This is a genomic window from Clostridiales bacterium, from assembly GCA_015243575.1.
GTDB classification, from domain to species: domain Bacteria; phylum Bacillota; class Clostridia; order Peptostreptococcales; family Anaerovoracaceae; genus Anoxybacterium; species Anoxybacterium hadale.
Map to the genome: position 1 here is coordinate 2,769,186 of CP042469.1, position 18,808 is coordinate 2,787,993.

Annotated in this window: 11 protein-coding genes; 1 reads left to right on the top strand and 10 read right to left on the bottom strand. The window is 45.3% G+C overall.

Annotated elements, in window-relative coordinates:
• Window positions 1-106 precede the first annotated feature (106 nt).
• The 8 genes from FRZ06_12315 to FRZ06_12350 form a co-directional block, all read right to left on the bottom strand.
• Window positions 107-3,385 carry a HAMP domain-containing protein gene (locus tag FRZ06_12315; GenBank protein ID QOX64062.1) on the bottom strand — a complete coding sequence of 1,093 codons (3,279 nt, stop codon included), beginning with the start codon at window positions 3,383-3,385 and terminating at the stop codon, window positions 107-109.
• A gap of 781 nt (window positions 3,386-4,166) precedes the next feature.
• Window positions 4,167-4,733, bottom strand: coding sequence for a response regulator (locus FRZ06_12320; GenBank protein ID QOX64063.1), 567 nt, complete (start codon window positions 4,731-4,733; stop codon window positions 4,167-4,169).
• A gap of 15 nt (window positions 4,734-4,748) precedes the next feature.
• Entirely contained in the window at window positions 4,749-6,155 is a 1,407-nt protein-coding gene (locus FRZ06_12325) for a histidine kinase (GenBank protein QOX64064.1), read from the bottom strand.
• A gap of 176 nt (window positions 6,156-6,331) precedes the next feature.
• Window positions 6,332-6,850, bottom strand: a complete 519-nt coding sequence (locus FRZ06_12330) for a sigma-70 family RNA polymerase sigma factor (GenBank protein QOX64065.1) — start codon at window positions 6,848-6,850, stop codon at window positions 6,332-6,334.
• 287 nt (window positions 6,851-7,137) lie between these two features.
• A complete protein-coding gene (locus FRZ06_12335) occupies window positions 7,138-8,835 on the bottom strand; it encodes an APC family permease (protein ID QOX64066.1) in 1,698 nt (565 codons plus the stop codon).
• 111 nt (window positions 8,836-8,946) lie between these two features.
• A complete protein-coding gene (locus FRZ06_12340) occupies window positions 8,947-10,305 on the bottom strand; it encodes a hypothetical protein (protein ID QOX65924.1) in 1,359 nt (452 codons plus the stop codon).
• A 943-nt stretch (window positions 10,306-11,248) separates the two neighbouring features.
• Entirely contained in the window at window positions 11,249-12,004 is a 756-nt protein-coding gene (locus FRZ06_12345) for a response regulator (protein ID QOX64067.1), read from the bottom strand.
• On the bottom strand, window positions 11,991-13,796 hold the full coding sequence (locus tag FRZ06_12350) for a sensor histidine kinase (protein QOX64068.1): 1,806 nt from the start codon (window positions 13,794-13,796) through the stop codon (window positions 11,991-11,993). The genes FRZ06_12345 and FRZ06_12350 overlap by 14 nt, the downstream gene beginning before the upstream one ends.
• Before the next feature lie 356 nt (window positions 13,797-14,152).
• Between FRZ06_12350 and FRZ06_12355 the strand changes: the two genes are divergently transcribed.
• Entirely contained in the window at window positions 14,153-15,547 is a 1,395-nt protein-coding gene (locus FRZ06_12355) for a PhoH family protein (protein QOX64069.1), read from the top strand.
• Here the strand turns inward: FRZ06_12355 and ppk1 are convergent, their stop codons facing one another.
• Complete coding sequence (gene ppk1 / locus FRZ06_12360) at window positions 15,548-17,710, bottom strand: polyphosphate kinase 1 (protein ID QOX64070.1); 2,163 nt, start codon at window positions 17,708-17,710, stop codon at window positions 15,548-15,550. It abuts the gene before it with no gap.
• On the bottom strand, window positions 17,700-18,659 hold the full coding sequence (locus FRZ06_12365) for a phosphatase (protein ID QOX64071.1): 960 nt from the start codon (window positions 18,657-18,659) through the stop codon (window positions 17,700-17,702). The genes ppk1 and FRZ06_12365 overlap by 11 nt, the downstream gene beginning before the upstream one ends.
• Window positions 18,660-18,808: the final 149 nt, after the last annotated feature.

The window sequence follows — 18,808 nt, forward strand, 5'->3', positions numbered from 1 at the left end:
ATTACAAATAAATAGGAGCACTGATAAGTAAAAGAGCCCCGCACTAAAGACGGGGCTCTTTTGTATTTGTAATTATTTTACACTTTTGGGTTGGTAAGAACCTTTCTTAATACTTGTCCAGCTCATGCTCTGCAAGAGAAATCACCGGGATCTTCGTGATACGCTCTTCCTTCACGGGCGGCTGTAAGGCTATGTCAGCATGTATTGATTCGGAATTTCCCAGAGCCGCCAAATTTTTATTTATTTTAAATCTACTCATCATTTCTTTCAATAGTTCCGCCTGTCCGGAAAGCTCCTCACTGGCAGCTGCACTTTCCTCCGCTGTTGCGGAATTATTTTGAACAACCAAAGATACCTGCTCAATCCCGCGGTTGATCTGTGCAATACCTGACGCTTGCTCATTTGAGGCTTCTGCAATGCTTCGAACCAAATCGGCTGCCTGCTCGATTCCACCTACAATCACATTGAGGGAGGTAGCTGTTTCATTGGCAATCTTCGTTCCACTTTGTGCTTTCTGAACAGAGCCCTCGATCAGGTCGGTGGTTTCTCTGGCCGCAGCTGCACTTCTAGCTGCGAGGTTTCTAACCTCCTCTGCCACAACTGCAAAGCCTTTTCCGTGCTGACCGGCTCTAGCAGCCTCAACAGCGGCATTCAGCGCTAGAATGTTGGTCTGGAACGCAATATCATCAATTACCTTTATGATCTTTGAAATATTAGCCGAGGATTCATTGATTGCCTCCATGGAGCTCAACATTTCCCGCATCTGGCGATTACCGTCAGATGCCTGCTCACTGGCAGTTACGGCCAACTGGCTGGCTTCATTTGCGTCCATTGCATTTTTCTTAGTCTGCGACGCAAGCTCTGAAATGGAGGCGGTCAGCTGCTGTACGGTGCTTGCCTGCTCCGTAGAACCCTGGGAAAGGGACTGACTGCCGACAGAAACCTGCCTTGATCCAGAAGCTACCTGTTCTGCCGCTGTGTTGATATCTCCCATTACTTGAGATAGTGTGACAATGATATTGTTCAGAGAGTTTTTAATTTCTGTGAAGTCACCTCTGTAGTCTGCTTCCAGAGTGAGATCCAGATTCCCCTCACTAACTCCCGACAGAATTCTCGTGATCTCGCTGACATAATCTTGAAGGCTTCCCAGTGTCCTGTTTAGATTGTCCTTCAGCTTTGCATGATCTCCCCTGTAGTCACCGCTGACTACAACCTGCAGGTTTCCTCTTGCCATCTCTTCAAGAACTGACGAGGCCTCTGTAATCGGCGAAAGAATTGCATCAAGCGTTTGATTAATACCTTCTACTACGCTTCGATACTGTCCGCTGAACCTCGATGCGTCACCTCTGTTCTCAAGCCTTCCCTCCACAGCAGCATCGGAAAGAGATGAGGTCTCGTCCACCAGAGATTGAATGGCCCCCATCATTGTAATAACCGCAGGCATTAGCTCATCCCGCTCACTTAGTCTTCCCATCCCTCTAAGCCGTTCAAGATCGCTTAAATCACCATCTGCAACTCTTCTCATGACAAGAACCAAACGATTGATAAGGCCTGATGCCGCGTTAATAGACCTGCTGATATCCGCATAAATACCCTGATATTCCTCCGATGCGGTTTGGGAATAATCGTTGACACTCATACCCATAAGGATATCCCTGTTTTTCACCAGACCGTCCAGACCTTCAATACAGGCATTGATGCTGTTTTTAATTTCTTCCAGCTCACCTGCATAGGTCTCATTGATCGTCTCCGGCACTTCGCCCCTCCCAATTTGCTCCATATAGCCGGCTGCAATTCTCAAAGGATTTACCACTGCATCAAGAGAATCATTCATTCCTTGCATAATTCTTGCGTATCCGCCTCTCAATCTCCCCACATCTGCACGATGAGAAAGATTTCCCCTTTTCGTTGCTTGAGCCAGACCCATTGCTTCACTGGTCAGACTGTAAAGGGTGTCCCTTACCTGATTGAGATTTTCAATCAGCTTTCCGTATTCACCCTTGTATTGATTTTCCATAAGCTCCATGTTTTCGCCATCCGCCATCTTGGAGATGTATCCCAACGCCACAGACAGCGGCTCTACAATTCCGTCCAGCGTACGGTTAACGCCCTCTATGATTTCTCTGAAACCGCCGTCGAAAGCCTCTGCATTCCCACGGGCTTCCAAATTCCCTTCTGCAGCGGACTCTGTAAGGCCCCGAGTCTCGCTTACCAGCGCCCTAAGGGTTTCAATGACACTCTTCATGCTGAGAGCCAGTACATCCTTCTCCGATCTGGGATCCAGCTCCGCTGTGAGATCGCCCTTGGCAATCCTCTCTGCAGCCAAAGCCTGATCTTTGATGTGATCAGCCATTGTTCCAAATGAAGTCATAAGCTCACCAATTTCATCCCTGGTAGAAACGCTCAGTGAGATTTCCACGTCTCCAAGCGCCAGCTGATCCGCCGCCGCCTTTAGGTTTTTGATTGGTTTGCTGATTTGCCTGCCCACAAACCATGCGCAAAGTACTCCTAAGATTGAAACAACGATGGTTATGATAACGATCGATAATTTTAGGGCCGATACGCCTTCAACAACCTCGGCACGGTAATTTGCAATACCAAGGGTCCACCCTGTGCCGGGCACCGGCGTCAGAGCCGAAAGACGAGCCTCTCCGTCCAGTTCATACTCGAGAACGCCGGTATTTCCTACACCCAAAGCTTCGTACTTGGCTCCAAAACTATTGGCACCGTCATTCAGATCTTTAAAAACATTGATCTGATCGGCAACCACCTGTCTGTCCGGATAGGCGTAATAGGTTCCATCTGCTCCAAGGATGAAGCCGTAACCCTTTTTTCCAAGTCCAATTCCATCAGTCAACTCGCTCAGATATTCCACATCCCTCGCACCCATCAATACTCCTGCAACGGAGCCGTTGATCCTGATCGGCACTGCTTCAACGACACAGGGGCGATTGGTCACCTTGTTTACCACGACATCAGACGCCACTGATTTTCCCTGCATGACCTCTTTAAAGTATTGACGCTCACTGACATTGGCAGATTCTCCGGTGCCTGCATTGATCATGGTTCCATCAGGCTGAGCGATTGCGATGGTCGAATACCCCAATTCGTCCAGCTCGAACAAAAGAAGATCCCTCTGCTGGCTCCAGTCCATGGAAGTAATCACCGGATGCTCCGCAAGTTGATTCAAGACAGCAAGATTTTTTTCCACCTTGGCGCCTACAAATGCGGCACTCCCTTTTGCATACTGCTGCATTGAGTTATTGGTCTGCTCCATGAGAGCAGCTTCACTCATATACCCCGCAGTCAAACTCAAGGCAACCGATGCCGTCACGATGAGAACACCGGCCATCAGTGCTATTTTTCTAGATACACTCCATTTCATTCCTAAACTCCTCTTCTTTCACAGTAATGTAATATTTCATTAACGGCAATTCTGCTCCCTGCAGGCCGATGATGATCTTACTAAAATCAAAATGAACGAAAATAATATTAAAACGGAAAATGTGTAAACATATATTTACAGTTAATATAATCTGGGTAAAATTATGGAAACCTTGAAACCAATGTTAGTATAATGCATTGAAAAAATGGATGCAAGCCAAAATAATGCATAATAATACAAAATATTATCAAATTCGACAAAATGACACATGATCATCCCGCGAAATCATTTATGAAACGAAACTACTGCTTTTCAGACACCAACATTACACTGCAACATTTCAAATGACAAAAAGTGGCTTCGCCACTTCCGCTAGGGAACCCTATGGTTCCCTTCAACGGCCTTTGGCCTCCGACTCGCTTCGCTCCCTGCTGTCCGTTTTTCCATTGCAGCTGAAGCTGCGAAAAAAAGGCGGCGGCTGCCTTTTTGCCCCAAGCTTGCTTGGCTAGGCAAAACGGACAGCGTAGCAAGCTTGCTTGCGTAGGAGTTCCATTTATGGAACGTTGCAAGCAGCCTGAGCACCCTCCTTTATCGGCGAGGGGTGCCCCCTCTGCACTCCCCATTTTTTATATAGTAGGAAACGATATTTCCTACTATATAAAAAAATACCTCAGGAATCGTTAGGTTTGCTGATTCCTGAGGTAATATTTTTTTGGGCTGTCCATAGAAAAGTTCTCTATCGGAGAATCATATGATTCGCTTGGTATTCAATTCATTGGGGTTACCCGTTTCTTATAATTTCATCACATACATGAAATAGTGGCTTACTGCTTGCCATCGATAATTTTAAAATTGCGTTGTGCGCCTCAAACTCGGTGATGCCGTGCTTTAACGCATAGATTCCCTTTGCCCGTTCAATTCTCTTCTGATACTCGATTTTCTTTTTGATCAGATCGATCTCTTTGGAAAGCTTCTGCACCTCTTTCCACCGCCCATAAGCAATATGCAGCGCTGGTATGATGTCCTGCTGACGAATCGGCTTATTCAAGTATCCATAGACCCCGACCTTCTCCGCCCGATTAATAAAAGCCGGCTGATAATATGCCGTCATAAGCACTGTAGGAACCCCCATTAGCTTCAGCTGGCTAGCCACTTCAATCCCATCAAGTCCCGGCATTTTTATGTCCAGCAGTGCAATGTCCGGATTGGTCAGTCTGGCCAATTCTAATACATCCAGGCCGTTTCCTGCTTCGCCGCAGACGATATGTCCTTCCTTTGTTAAATGTTCCCGAATATCAAGCCTGGTCAACACTTCATCATCTGCCAGCAACACTGATAAATAACCCATGAAACACCTCCCTTGTCATTTGGTGAATATTACTTCTGCTTTCGTCTCACCGTTTACCTTACTGAGGGTAAAGGTACCATCCAGCTGCTCTGTAGAGAGCGCCTTAACGATCTGAAGACCCAGCTTATTTTCATTTCTGCTGTCATAGTTCAGATCATTTTTTCCGCTGTCGTAGAACTCCATAATGACCATATTTTCGTTTTCATTAATATTTATGCGGATTTCACCAGTCTCATCACCCTTTATGCCATGCTTCATCGCATTGCTGACAACCTCATTTGCGATGAGCGCGACAGGAATGGCCTGGCTGCTTGAAATTTCAACATTGCGTCCTTCCACCGCTGCCAAAATATTTTGATACTCAAATTTATAGCTTTCCAGCGTTGTGTTCATAACATAACCCAATAATTCTTTGAGTTTGACAGTGTCTATGTTCTGACGAGAGAATACATTTTGGGCTGCTGCAATGGACATAATCCTGCTGATGCTGGCCTGGAAAGATGTCCGCGCCTCTTCAGAATTGGTCCTTCTCATTTGAAGCTGCAGAATTGCCGCTATGTTTTGAAGATTATTTTTCACCCTGTGATGGATTTCCCGAATCAGCATATCTTTTCCCTGAATTTCCCGTTCCTTGATTCTTAGTTCGGTCATATCCTGAGCAATGATAACAGCGCCCTCCAGCTCATCCTGAATTCCGATGGGGTGTATATGGAGATTGTAAACCTCATCTCGCAAGCCTATTTCTGTCGGGCTGCTGATCTTGCTCAGCATATCATTGAGATCCCGGAAGGTTCCCAGCAATTTGGACAGGTCATTGCCCATGGGTTCCTTATTTTCCTCTCTGATATAAAGATCGTGTGCGGCTTTGTTGACATAGATAATTCTGCACTCACTGTTCAGTACAAAAATTCCATTATTGAACCAATCTGCAAAATAGGACTCGACGATATTTAATTCCATGAGAGACTTTTTTAGAAATTCAACCGTCTCCTTCAGTACGTTTACTTCCTGCTCCTGTTCGATTTCACGGGTAATGTCCCGCTCCATAATCAGGACGCCGATGATCTTGTTCCGATTCCTGATGGGGACGACAGTCTGTGCGATAGGAACTCCTTCCTGGCTTACGCCGCTGATTGCCCGGGAGACTTTTCCGGTTGTAATGGTCTTATACACACCGGGCTCATTTTCTGAATAGGCAAGATCCCCCACTACGCTTTTGTTGTAGAGGGACTTCTTTTCCGGTTTGGCCCATGCAAGAACAACGGAATCTTTATGATTGGACGTCAGCGCGTCAATAAAGATATCGTTGGATGTCAGCAGAGCGATGGACCCAATTTTTTCATCATACTCGATAAGGATTTGGATATCCTCGTCCGTAAGGTCTGTATAATCCTTACACAGCTCCATAATTTTGTTTCTCATACTCTGAATATACTACCGGGGTAAATGATGATCAAGTTTTTTATCTAATACAGCATTTTCTAAATAACTGAGCGGAAAACGCCTTTAACGCCCAGTTAATTTAGAGACGGTGTACTACGGAAGAACTGATTAATTCCGTTCGCACACTTCATGAAATCAGCTCTTCCTTGGATGCATCAGAGGCGTCTTCTCATTTTAGCCATTCCCCGTCCATGCATGGAACGAACCGTATTATAGTTCATGTTCAGCATCTCAGAAATTTTTTTGAACGGAAAGCCATAGTAATAATGCAGCACATATAGTTGCCGCTCTTCCTCTTTCAGACTGTTGATCAGTGCGGCAATGGAGACACGATCTTCCACGGATTGGGTGAAATCAATAATGCCGGACAAATTTGATTTCAGTTCATGTTCAGGCACGTGCTGTCTCCCTGCTTTATCTGCCGTTAGAGCTGCATAATAGCGTTTCGCCTCCTCCCTTGCAATGGCAAAAATCCAATCCTTTATCTTTTTTTCCTCCCTGAGTCCGCATATTCCTCGCAGTGCGCTGAGCATCGTATTCTGATAGATTTCCTCCATGGCAAAGGAATCGTTTCTTGTCAATGCGTAGATATACTGCTGCAGTTCTCTTTCATAGGAGGCACAAGCCCTTTCAAGAAGCCGTATTTTTGTTCTTTCATTCTCTTTTTTATTCATAGAAACACCTTGAAAAGAAACAACGAATTAGGGCGCACATGCGGCCTGTGGGCTGCATAGGTCAGGCATAAGCCTGACTCTGAAAGACATTCTGTTCACGATCTGGTTTTTCAGTACGCAAAATTACAATATTTTCCACTATTTGTTTCATGATATATAAAAATTTTTGATAAAGTAATGATAAGGTAGAAATTACTCTATTTTTCGATGAAATTTACAAAAAAAAGAAAACCCTTTTCCGCTTCTCCTGTAATTACTGGCAGGAAAGTGGAAAAGGGTTTGTGTGCTTATTGCTCAAACAGCTTAGTGTTCGCAGCGTTCGTAGTGTTCGCAGCGTTCGTAGTGTTCGCAGCGTTCGTTTCAATAGGACGCGTAAGGAACAATGCCAGAATCCCTATTAAAATGAGAATCATTCCGCCCCATCGGCAGACGCTGATCATCCCCCAAAAGTCACTAAAGAACCCGTTTCCATATTGCTCAATATAATATGCTTCGCCCCACTCGCCTTCATAGAGATAGAGCAGAATGGAACCTGCAAAGCCGGCTATGCCGCAGAGGATAAAATAAATGCTGATATGGGTCAGATCTCCAGCTGCAAGTTTTGTCTTGGGATTGATGGGATATTTAATAGGGTCGATCCGTTCCAATCCGCCATAACGCCATTTGCAGATTAAATAACCAAGAAGACTTATGATAAGCATGATAAATCCAGAGATAAAGTATTCCGTACCGTTTACATAAATAGCGATGATGGCAATCACCACAGGCAAGGCGGTGACAAAATTAAGTCCAGCATTTCCTCCCGGAATCACGTAAAGACCTTTTGCCCTACGCTCCGAAACAGGATGACTTTTCCTCAGCCTTCGAGTCGCTATCGCAAGTGCGATATAAAGATACAGCATTAAAGGCGTGGTAGCCATTACAAGAGTGGTGAAGTCCCAGCGGCACAGAATTACGGTGAATCCTGCCATAACAAGGATACTGACTGCCGGGACTTTTCTTTTTTTGCTCAGTCTAACCAAGAACCGCGGGAACAGGTGGTCATCTGCCATTACAAAAAATCCTCTTGATCCGGATGCAATGTAAGCATTAAAAATAGAGCACTGGGATAATATTGCTATGATCATGAACGCAAATCCAAAGGCTGGCCCCAGATAGGAGATGAGTACATCCATGTATCCAATCGCAGCGTCCCCTCCGGTTGCCCAGCGCTCCCACTGACCCACGGATACAAGTCCCGCAAGAGTAGGCAGAAAATAACTGAGTGCAATAATGGGCATTGCGATCCGGAGACCTTTTGGTATTACCTGCGGGTCTTCAATCTCTCCCGCAACATTGGCCATCGTCTCATAACCACAATACATCCAGATGGCAATGCAGATAGACCCCCCCAAAGCATCCACCAGCCCAGCTTCTGCGGGCATAAACGGCTCCATTGGGCTAAACTGCCAATTTGCCAGGCCTACAACAGTGACTAACGCAAATCCGGCAAGCACAGAGATGGACAGCACTGTGCTCACTTTGGAGACCTCGTGGATACCCAGAAGATTAATGATGGTAAAGGTTGCTATCATCAAAAGCTTTACACCAGTGACTGCCATGTCGCTCATTGGAATGAATTTCTCCATGTAACCTGCAACCAGTACCACGTACATCGCCTGCTGCAGCCACGTTCCAATGGTTCCCCAAAAGCCCACCTGCCAGCCCCAAAATTCACCCAGTCCTTCTTTTGCCCAGACGTATGCGCCTCCTTCTGAAGGAAGAAGTGATCCAAGCTCTGATACAATCTCACTGATGGGATATGCCCAGAAGATCGGAAAGAGGATCAGCATCAGGAGCGTAAGCCCCGGTCCGCTGATGGAAACCATCTCCTCGATGCCGAAGGCGCCTGCCGCTACCAGGCAATAAATCATAAACACAATCCCGCTCGTTTTAATTTTGTGCCTTTTTAAACCTGCCACACCATGAACATGGGTCTCGTTCATTATTCTTCTCCTTATCTTTCTTGCTGCAGCCAGCCAAAGGGAGAAACACGAGGAAACGCTGAATGAAGTCAGCGCTGCCTCAGCTCTGAGTTTTATGTAATCCCCTTTTGATTAAATCCTTGCTGTTCTTCCGTTTTTCAGAGCGTTTTTCGTTTCTTTTTGTGCTTTCGCAGCTTCTTTGTAAATCTGCGCCATGATTTTCTTATCGTTGACGGTTTTATATTCAGAATCCATCTCAACAATACCGTACTCAAATCCCGCCTCATCCATAATCTGCAGATACGGTATGGGGTCAAAATATTCCGGGGAGAAGACGCCTGCATCCTTCCAAATCTCCCTGCCAATCAGTTCAATGGCAACGGCCGCACCGAAACCTGTTTGTGCAACCACAACCTGCATTTCCCAATTCTTCATGGCGATTTGATTGTCAAAGGGCTGGTACATGAATACCTGCCTTGACTTGCCGTCCTTCAGACCTTTGCAGTGAATACCCACGCACATTTTTCCAATCATCTCATCCCCCAGATCGATGGGCTGAGGAGCACAGGCTGCCACCACGTCCCGGGGCACCACCTTCACACCATCCACATCGACGGCCTGCAGGCTTCTCAGACCCAATGCATTAATTACCTTGAGGGCTTTAACAAGATTATCATCCAGCGCAATCTTAAATGTACATCTTCTAAGTCCATACTTTTGCAGATATCTCGGTATGGTCACCGTCTCTTCATGCTCGATCTTCACCAAGGTGTTAAGTCCTACCCCCGCAGGCATTTCGAACTCTTCCTCCCCAGCGAAGGGCCGATCAACGATGAAGCCGTAATCCTTGTTCCATTCCACATTTGGGTTGATGCATTCATCCAGAACGGTCCACACATTAAATCCAAAGGATACGGTATCCTCACTGGCCCCTGGTATGGTTAGATTACCGCCATCCTTGACGTGAACTTCATAAAGCTCGTCAAAGAGGTATTCTGCGGCAAATTTTGCAAATACATTGACTACACCAGGATCAATCCCAAGGCAGATGACTGCCATATTTCCACGCTCTGCCCACGCTTCGTGCCTGTCAAAATTGTACTTGGTCATCGGCTCTTTATAGCAGTTTTCAAGTCCGATTCCATATTGCGGCGGGTCAAAGGGCACGGACCAGGTTCCCATATTTGCATATTTGGCTCCTGCCCTGAAAGACGCGTCAAATATTTTGTTTGTGACAAAGGGCGCTGCCGCATCCATAACAAAGTCACATTTGTGTTTTTTGATCAATGCGATCAGATCGTCTTCACTGTGAGCATCAACAAATTCTGGGATATACCGATCACTGTGATTCAGATGACGGCAAACCTCCTTGGCTCTTTCCAGATTGTAGTCAGATATAACTACATGCTCCAGCCAGTTCCGCTTGGGATCCCGGGTTTCCAAAATCCTCAAAATTGATTCTCCCACTGCTCCTGCTCCGACTAATAACATTCTCATCTTGTTTTCCTCCTTGCTTTTAGCGCCAGACAGCCTGCTTATTTTTGCTGTCCGCCCGCATCGTCCGCAGCACTTCTATGCCTTAGCCGACACTACTTATTCAGCAGTTGGAAACTAAATATTTCTATGACCGGTTCTACGCAAAACCTTCCATTATTTTGATTTATGGTTCTGCATCATACGACTCATAATTCCTCTGTCCTTTCGCCTGTTGGTTATAGCCTCGTTGGCGCCTCAATTCAATGAGATCTCTCCAAAGTATCGTCCCGCAACCTTCCTTTTGCCTGCCAGTTTCCAGTGAATGACTGCCACCACTCTCCTTTGCTGCTTCGGCCTTGCGCACCTAACCTCATTTGCAAAGCAAATGTCTGGTAGGTGCCATACGTTAATGCCCCGGCTTTAGCCGGTCTTTGGCATTTTTCCGTTCGCACCTAACCTCATTTGCGAAGCAAATGTCTGGTAGGTGCCATACGTTAATGCCCCGGTTTTAGCCGGTCTTTGGCATTTTTCCGTTGCGCACCTAACCTCATTTGCAAAGCAAATGTCTGGTAGGTGCCATACGTTAATGCCCCGGCTTTAGCCGGTCTTTGGCATTTTTCCGTTCGCACCTAACCTCATTTGCAAAGCAAATGTCTGGTAGGTGCCATACGTTAATGCCCCGGCTTTAGCCGGTCTTTGGCATTTTTCCGTTCGCAATGTCTAGGGTTGCTTTCTTCCGAAATATTTAGTTTGATGAAATCGCGCTGCAGCAACAAAAACAAAAAAAGACCTTCACAAAGCACGGCAGTGCTTCGTGTTGGTCTGTAGAAAGCTAATCTCAAAAGACTCTCATTCTATTACTGCAACATCATTCCATGGTTCGAGGCGATCCGCCTCTTCGAGATTCTGCACCTCACTCCTGATTTGCAAAATCCATGGATCGATTTTATCATAATTTTCACACAATTGTCAACACGATTCTATCTATTCGTTTTAGACCGTCAACTGCAATGGAGGTCACTCTCATAGGGCAACCAACTGCTTGGGTTGCGCGAGCCTCCAGCATTTCAGTGACTTCCTGGTAAAAAAGCGTTCGAAATTGTTCTGCGACAGCAATATTTCTTCTGTTTGCGCTCACGGTCTTCTCCATAGTCGTCCAAGCTTCCACAGCAAGGAACTCCATACGATCTTCAAAGAGCAGCACCTTAACATCCTGAGGTCCTTTCCCCGAAGTATTTTTCAGTATCCCAAGAAACTCTCGCCGCAGCACATCTTCAATCACCCCTCGCTTTTCAAGACTGATACGCTCAAAAACACGATTGCAGTTCTGCTTTCTCCTGATTTCCTCTGCAATGGCGAAAAGCTTCCGCTCCAAATCCTCAGTATCGATGGGCTTGATGATATAATGGACAATCCCCATATCAACCGCTTCCAAAACGGTATTTACTTCACTTACTGTGGAGGTAATGAGAATGGGGCAGTCCCTGTCCTGTTTCCTGATTTCTCCGATCATCTCCAGGCCCGACATGCCAGGCATTATAAGATCTACTATGAGCAGGTTGGGACAATACTCGCGAAATTTCCCAAGGCCCTCTTCGCCAGATGCCGCTGATGTCATCCTACCGACTCTTAATTTTAAAAATTTAGACAACGCTTCTCTTGTTGCAGCATCATCTTCGATGTAAAGAACATTCAAGTTTTCAAGATCTTTCATGGGTATCCTCCCTGGGAATTATCATTCTGCAGCAGACCCCGGTCTCGGTATTGAACAGTTCGATGGTTCCCGCCATATGTGCTTCAATAATCTCCTTTGTCAGATACAGGCCAATCCCAGTGCCGCCCTTCTCCTCCTTGGTGGTAAAGTAGGGATCGAAAACCTGCTGCAGGGATTCCTCCGGAATCCGGCTCCCGTTGTTTTCAATGTCGATGATCGAAACACCCTTCTGCTTACTTCCCTGTCCGGAGTAAATTTTGATCCGGATTTCTCGTTTATCGATGCCGGATTCAATGATGGCATCCCTTGCATTGTTGAGTACATTGAAGACACCGTGACAGAACTCATTCTTATAACCGTACGCGTTCAAGTTCACCTCTGAATCCTCTATGACCGTAATGCGATTGATCTTAATACTTTCCTGCATCAGGCTAAGCGCCGTATCCACAGCATCAGCGAGAGAGAAATAATCCTTCTTCCTGGAAGGTTTCAGAAAGTCCGCAAAATCATCCACCGTACCCGACATATTTTTGATGTAAGACCGCATATTGCTGATATGCTCCCGCAATTGTTGTTCTGTCAGATTTCCTTGCTTCCAATCATCCCAAAGGTTTGAAAGAGTAATGCTCATCACGTTCAGAGGCTGCTTCCACTGGTGCGCGATGTTTCCCACCATTTCACCCAGTTTTGCCTGCCTGGATTGATGATGCATGATTACGTCCTTTTGTTCATATTCTCTTACGATAGGACTCAGTGAGATTTTAGAGAAATAAAAGGAATATATGAGCACACCTGACAGAATCAAACCGGCTATGGTATAGATCATCTGCTTGAGGTGCAGAATCGGCAGCAGCAGGTGGTTCTCGCTCTGGGAAAGTGCAAGAATCCAGCCATTTGTAGTCTTGGAATAAGCGGTAAGATATCGATCACCCTTCACTTCTGCGTAGGTGATGGCTTCCTCTTCCGAGGCAACCACGCCCTCCTTGTCCGCTGGTGCAATGTGATCTGGAAGATTAAGAATTCCCGCCTGCTTCATCTCCATGAAAATCTCTTCTGAGGTACTTCCAGCAAGGTAGTTTCCAGCCCCATCCATCAGGAAGGCATATCCCCCGGCTTCCATTTGGATATTTTTTACCGTATCGAGCATATCGTCTATGAAAATATCAGTACCCGCCACACCAATGAGCTGCCCGTACTTGTCATTACAGGCGCGTGAGTACGTAACGGAATAGACGCCAAGGTACTTATCATACTCTACGCCGCTCCAGTTTTTCCCTTTCCTGATTGCCTGAAAGTAATATGCATCCGTTTCCTTTCCGTCAACAAGCCAGTCTGTTACAGTATTGTCCGCTTCCATGTGGAATACTTCACCAGCCTCGTTCCTCAAATACCAAACTTCATCATTGCCTCCGCTTGTCTTGGGATTAAATGTGACGTAAAGACTCTTTGTTTCTGGAATGTCCTCCATGGTCAGGCGAATGATATCGGCCAAGTTTTCTTCTATCTTCAAAAACTCCAAGCGATCTTTTGAAACCTTGGAGGCAGTAAAGCCACTTGATACAACCGTACTGATCAGATCCACTGCATTTTCATGGGTCTTCAGTTCTCTGCTGAATTGGCTGGCATATTTCGCAGATGCATGAACAAGTCCTCGCTTGACCTCTTCCTGCATGACCGCTCTGCTCTTACTAATAGCGGTACCGCTGAGGATCAAAGCGATGATCAAAGAGCAGCAAAAGAGAGATAAAATTATTTTTAACGTGATGTGCTTCATAAAAATACCCGCTTGCATACCGATTCTACTTTTTACCAAGGGAGCGCTGTTGGAAGGAAAGGAGCACAGCTTTGAATGAACCAGCGTTACCCTAAAACATAGCAGAGAATTTTTATCCTGTCAACTCACGGAACTGCCGATTCGTTTCCCATACACTTGCATTAGCGGGTCACGTGTCCGACATAATTCGAAGCGATTTTACAAAGAATTTACACGATCTTAAAATACTTTTATCCGTGACAGAATATAATTTTAGTAAGGAAGTAACGGTTCAATGAAAAGTGCGCAAATGATCGAGGAAATTTTTCGATTAGCACGAAAATGTGCGCACGGAATGACTCGGCACTTCCCCAAGAGAGGAAGGAGGTATTCCTTTGATTAAAAATTATATCCTTGATACAAATGTTTTGATTCATTTTCCGGGATCCATCCATACCTTTGCCGACAACAACGTCATCATACCGCTGATCTGCCTGGAAGAACTCGACAACCTGAAGAAAAAAGAAGGGATCCTAGGTTACCATGCCCGTGAGGCTATCCGCGAAATCAGCAACGTAAGACAATACGGCGATATTCGCAAAGGGGTTAAGCTTCCCGGCGGCGGAACGCTGAGAGTAGAAATGAATCACTTGAATCCAGTTGATATCCCCGATGGTGTAGATTTAAATAAAAACGACAACAAAATTATCATTATGGCTCTGAATTTAAAACGAGAATCAAAAAACATCAACACAATTCTAGTGACAAAGGACCTCTGTGTGGCCATCAAGGCCGAATCCCTCAACATTGAGGTTCAGGACTATCAAAATGACAAGATTGACGTGGACCGCATTTATAAAGGCTACCGAGAAATCACACTTCCATCCTCTCAAATCGACAAGATCTATGCAGGCGGTCTAAAGCCAAACAGAAAAACAGGTGCAGACATCAACCCAAACGAATTTTTCTGTATCAAAAGCAGCGACAGCAGCACCCACGAAACCTTAGCCAGATATGACGGCAGTAAGATCCTTCCCCTGAAATATGGTAATGAAAGGGCTTGGGGGCTGTCCCCTAAAAATCGGGAGCAGCGTCTGGCCTTTGAGCTCCTTATGGATGAAGACATTCATCTTGTCACCCTCAGCGGCGGCGCGGGAACAGGAAAATCCATCCTGTCGGTTGCAGTTGCCCTTCAAAAAGTAATAGAGAATAATGTATATGATAAAATTATCTTCGTAAAGCCGGTGGTTTCCGCAGGGGATCCCATCGGTTTTTTGCCCGGAACTGAAAATGCAAAGCTGAAGCCATTTATGGATTCCTTCGGTGACTCCATTGAAAATCTGATGACAGAACGCAGCAGACGTCAATCAACGGATAAAGGGAATAAGATTAAGAAAAATGCAAAAAAACACGGTGAGTACCAAGAAAAGCCTTCCTTCTCAGCGGAAAGCTTTCTCGAGCAGTATCAGGATGCAGGGGTGATTGAAATGAAGACCTTTGCGTTTATGCGTGGCCGAACTCTAGCCAATGCCATGGTGATCATTGATGAAGCGCAGGAAATTACGCCGCATCTTGCCAAACTCATGCTGACAAGAGCCGGTCAGGGCGCAAAGTTTGTCATGATTGGTGATCCTTCAGATAACCAGATAGACAATGCACTTGTGGATTCCAAGTCAAACGGTTTGGTTTACGTCATTGAAAAGATGAAATCCTATGGTATCACAGGCCATATATCCCTGGAAGAAGTAGAACGCAGCCCTCTGGCAAAGATTGCGGAGGAATGTCTGTAGTCATTGTATGAGCCGACTGAAATATCGATTTAACCGAAGGATAGGCATTGCAACAAAAGGCAAAAGTCTATCCTTTCGTTTTCTATCAGTGTTCGGTGTTGCTGCAGCCATTGCTTTTGCTTTTTCTATGAACAGCTCTTGTATATTTATTTCATTCAAATGATCAGGCTGACGCTTGTAGGTTCCGTTCTTCTGCATGATCCGTGCCTTTTCCGTATCGTATAACATCGAATCAAAAATCTCATTAATTCTATCCCTGATTTCTTCTGAATAGATGGGACAGGCAATTTCCACCCGCCTCTGCATGTTCCTTGTCATCAGATCTGCTGAGGAAATATAGAGTTTTTGCTCTTTTCCAATCCCAAACCGAAATATGCGAGAGTGCTCTAAAAACCGCCCTACAATATTGACAATATGTATGTTTTCTGTTTCTCCGGGGACACCCGGGAGGATACAACAGATTCCGCGGACGATCATGGTAATCTTGACGCCTGCGCAGGAAGCTTCTCTAAGTTTATTGATGAGATCAACATCTGTTACGGAGTTTACCTTGATTGCGATTCGCCCCTCCTCTTTCTTCGCAGCTTCTTCTTCAATGAGTTCTATGAGCTTGCTCTTCATGCTGAAAGGAGCCGCAAGCAGATGGAAGTATTCACCGCGCAGATTTGATATGGTCATGTTTTTAAAGAAATCGGATGCATCTTTTCCGATATCCTGATTTGCGGTAATCAATGAAAAATCAGTATAAAGTTCTGTGGTCTTCTCGTTGTAGTTTCCAGTTCCTACCTGGGTGATGAACTGATACTCTCCGTGGATTTTTCGTGTTATGAGACACAATTTCGAGTGAACCTTATATTCTCCGATTCCGTAAATCAACCTGCAGCCCGATTCTTCCAAGCGTTCGGACCAATCGATATTGTTCTGTTCATCAAACCGCGCCCGAAGTTCTATGAGCACCACGACTTCTTTTCCGTTTTCTGCGGCAGCACATAGGTACTCTACCAGCTTCGTCTTGTTGGCGAGACGGTAGATCGTAATCTTGATAGAAATTACACCGGGATCATAAGCCGCTTCCCGAATCATTCTTAGGAATGGCTCCATACTCTCATAGGGGTAGGTCAGGAGCAGATCTTTTCTGACGGCCTGTGCCAGTATACTTTCCCGACCTGAAATCATCGGAGAAGCCTGAGGCTTAAAGGGACGATAATACAGTTTTGCTTTCAGTTTATGATCTATAACGGCAGAAATCTGGGAATCAAAGTTCATCGCGATGGGTGATCTACTGCAATAAATTTGGTTTTGTGTGATGTTCAATTTATCTTTCAGCGTTTCTTTCAGCCATCCGCTGATTTTTTGCTCCGTTTCCAGGCGGACAATCTCCAGGCGGCTTCTCTTTTTCAGCAGTTTCTTCATGGTGCTTCTGAAATCGTCTACAATGTCGATATCCTCATCCTCAAGGGTAAGGTCTGCATTGCGTGTCACATAGAAGAGCACCTTCTCCTTGATGGGATACATATTGAAAATCATGTGAGCGTATTCCCGGATTAGCCTTACCGATGGGAGGAACCTTGTTTCTTCAGAAGGCAAAAAGATCAACTCCGGGATGGTTTCAGGAATAGGAATCAGCCCCAGCAAATCCTTGTTCTTATGTTCCAGCTGAAGCGCCATAAATCCCTTTTTATTCGGTATAAAAGGAAATGGGTGATGGTTGTCCACAATTTGCGGAGACAGAATGGGTAAAATATATTTCAAAAAATACTCACTTAAGTATTGGTTTTCTTCTTCACTCAGATCTTTCATGGAAAGATGGCAGATGCCCTTATCTTTCAGCTGCCGTCTGATATCGAAATAAGTCAAATCTCTCTGGAGGTACAGAGGCCTGACCGCTTCGTAGATTTGATCCAGCTGCTGTCTCGCAGTCATCCCCGTCTTGTTGTCAACTCCCGCTTCCTTTTCACCGGCCAGATCACTGAGACTGCCTACACGTATCATGAAAAACTCATCCAGGTTTCTGGAAAATATCGTGATAAATTTCATGCGCTCAAGGAGAGGCACCTCCGGGTCCTGCGCTTCCTGGAGCACACGTTCGTTAAATCTGAGCCAGGAAAGCTCACGATTTTGCATATACAAATATTGATTGGCGCTGCAATCCTTATGATCCATTTTCCCACCCGATCACTGTCTTGATCAAATATCCTTCCCTCACACCGTATTCGCTGATTATGATATCCTGGCTGTTGAAACAGGAAGTAATGGTTCTAAGTATGATCATCCCCGGAATGATGGTGTGAATTCGATCCGGAACCACACGAAGAATCCGCTGTACCCCATCCTTATCATGATAAAAGGATTTCATCACCTTTTTCAGTTGATCCGGCTGGAATTTTCGGTTGGTCAACGGCTCACCATAGAAATCATTGACCAGTTTACAGGCTGCTCTCGTAGTCCCTCCAACGCCGCAAAGGATTGGGGCGGGGGCAGCTCCCTGGTCGAGAGTCTGGAGCTGCTCCTTAATATATTTCTTCATTTTTTTATACTCATCCTTAGTTGGTGTCAGCCCAGAAACAAAATTTGCATAGAGACTCAGAGAGCCCATTGGAATGGAGTAGGTTTTTGATATTTTTCTATTTTGATAAAAAACAAATTCTGTACTTCCTCCGCCAATATCCACAAGAAGTCCTGAATCAACATTAATATGATAAGCCGCCCCTACAAAACCACAGACCCCTTCCTCTTCACCGGAAAGAACCGTGACCTCAAACCCTGTTTTTTCTCTAAGGAGCGTTAAAATCTCGTCCCGATTTTGAACGTTGCGAAGCGAAGCTGTGGCAAGAACAAAAATGTGTTCCACCTTTGTATTCTCTATTATTTTTTGAAAGCCTGACAATACAGAAATCGCCTTTTGAATTCCTCGTTCTGTCATACATCCATTTTGGTCTACATAACTGATCAGTCCAGCGGTATTTTTTCTGCTGAACATTGGTTTGATTTGGCCGTCTTGAATTGCGTAGACGGACAGCCTTATGGTATTGGAACCGATATCGATTACTGCATACATCTTTTTTACTCCCGGAATCATCTTATACTTGATCTTTGCATGATTCATTACCATAATTGTACCGGAATCATGTAACTCTATTGTTAACCCTGTGTTAAAAGAATGTTAAAAAACTGAATTTCCATCCTCCTTTGGCGACGGGAGGTAAGCAGTTCATCAAAGTGCCCGCAAACAAAAACGCCATCGGCCGAGGCCGATGGCGC

Bases quoted from the DNA above. Each gene is read 5' to 3' on its own strand.
- FRZ06_12365 (QOX64071.1), bottom strand. From the start codon at position 18,659: ATGGTAATGAATCATGCAAAGATCAAGTATAAGATGATTCCGGGAGTA.
- FRZ06_12315 (QOX64062.1), bottom strand. From the start codon at position 3,385: ATGAAATGGAGTGTATCTAGAAAAATAGCACTGATGGCCGGTGTTCTC.
- ppk1 (QOX64070.1), bottom strand. From the start codon at position 17,710: ATGGATCATAAGGATTGCAGCGCCAATCAATATTTGTATATGCAAAAT.
- FRZ06_12340 (QOX65924.1), bottom strand. From the start codon at position 10,305: ATGTTATTAGTCGGAGCAGGAGCAGTGGGAGAATCAATTTTGAGGATT.
- FRZ06_12330 (QOX64065.1), bottom strand. From the start codon at position 6,850: ATGAATAAAAAAGAGAATGAAAGAACAAAAATACGGCTTCTTGAAAGG.
- FRZ06_12345 (QOX64067.1), bottom strand. From the start codon at position 12,004: ATGAAAGATCTTGAAAACTTGAATGTTCTTTACATCGAAGATGATGCT.
- FRZ06_12320 (QOX64063.1), bottom strand. From the start codon at position 4,733: ATGGGTTATTTATCAGTGTTGCTGGCAGATGATGAAGTGTTGACCAGG.
- FRZ06_12335 (QOX64066.1), bottom strand. From the start codon at position 8,835: ATGAACGAGACCCATGTTCATGGTGTGGCAGGTTTAAAAAGGCACAAA.
- FRZ06_12350 (QOX64068.1), bottom strand. From the start codon at position 13,796: ATGCAAGCGGGTATTTTTATGAAGCACATCACGTTAAAAATAATTTTA.
- FRZ06_12325 (QOX64064.1), bottom strand. From the start codon at position 6,155: ATGAGAAACAAAATTATGGAGCTGTGTAAGGATTATACAGACCTTACG.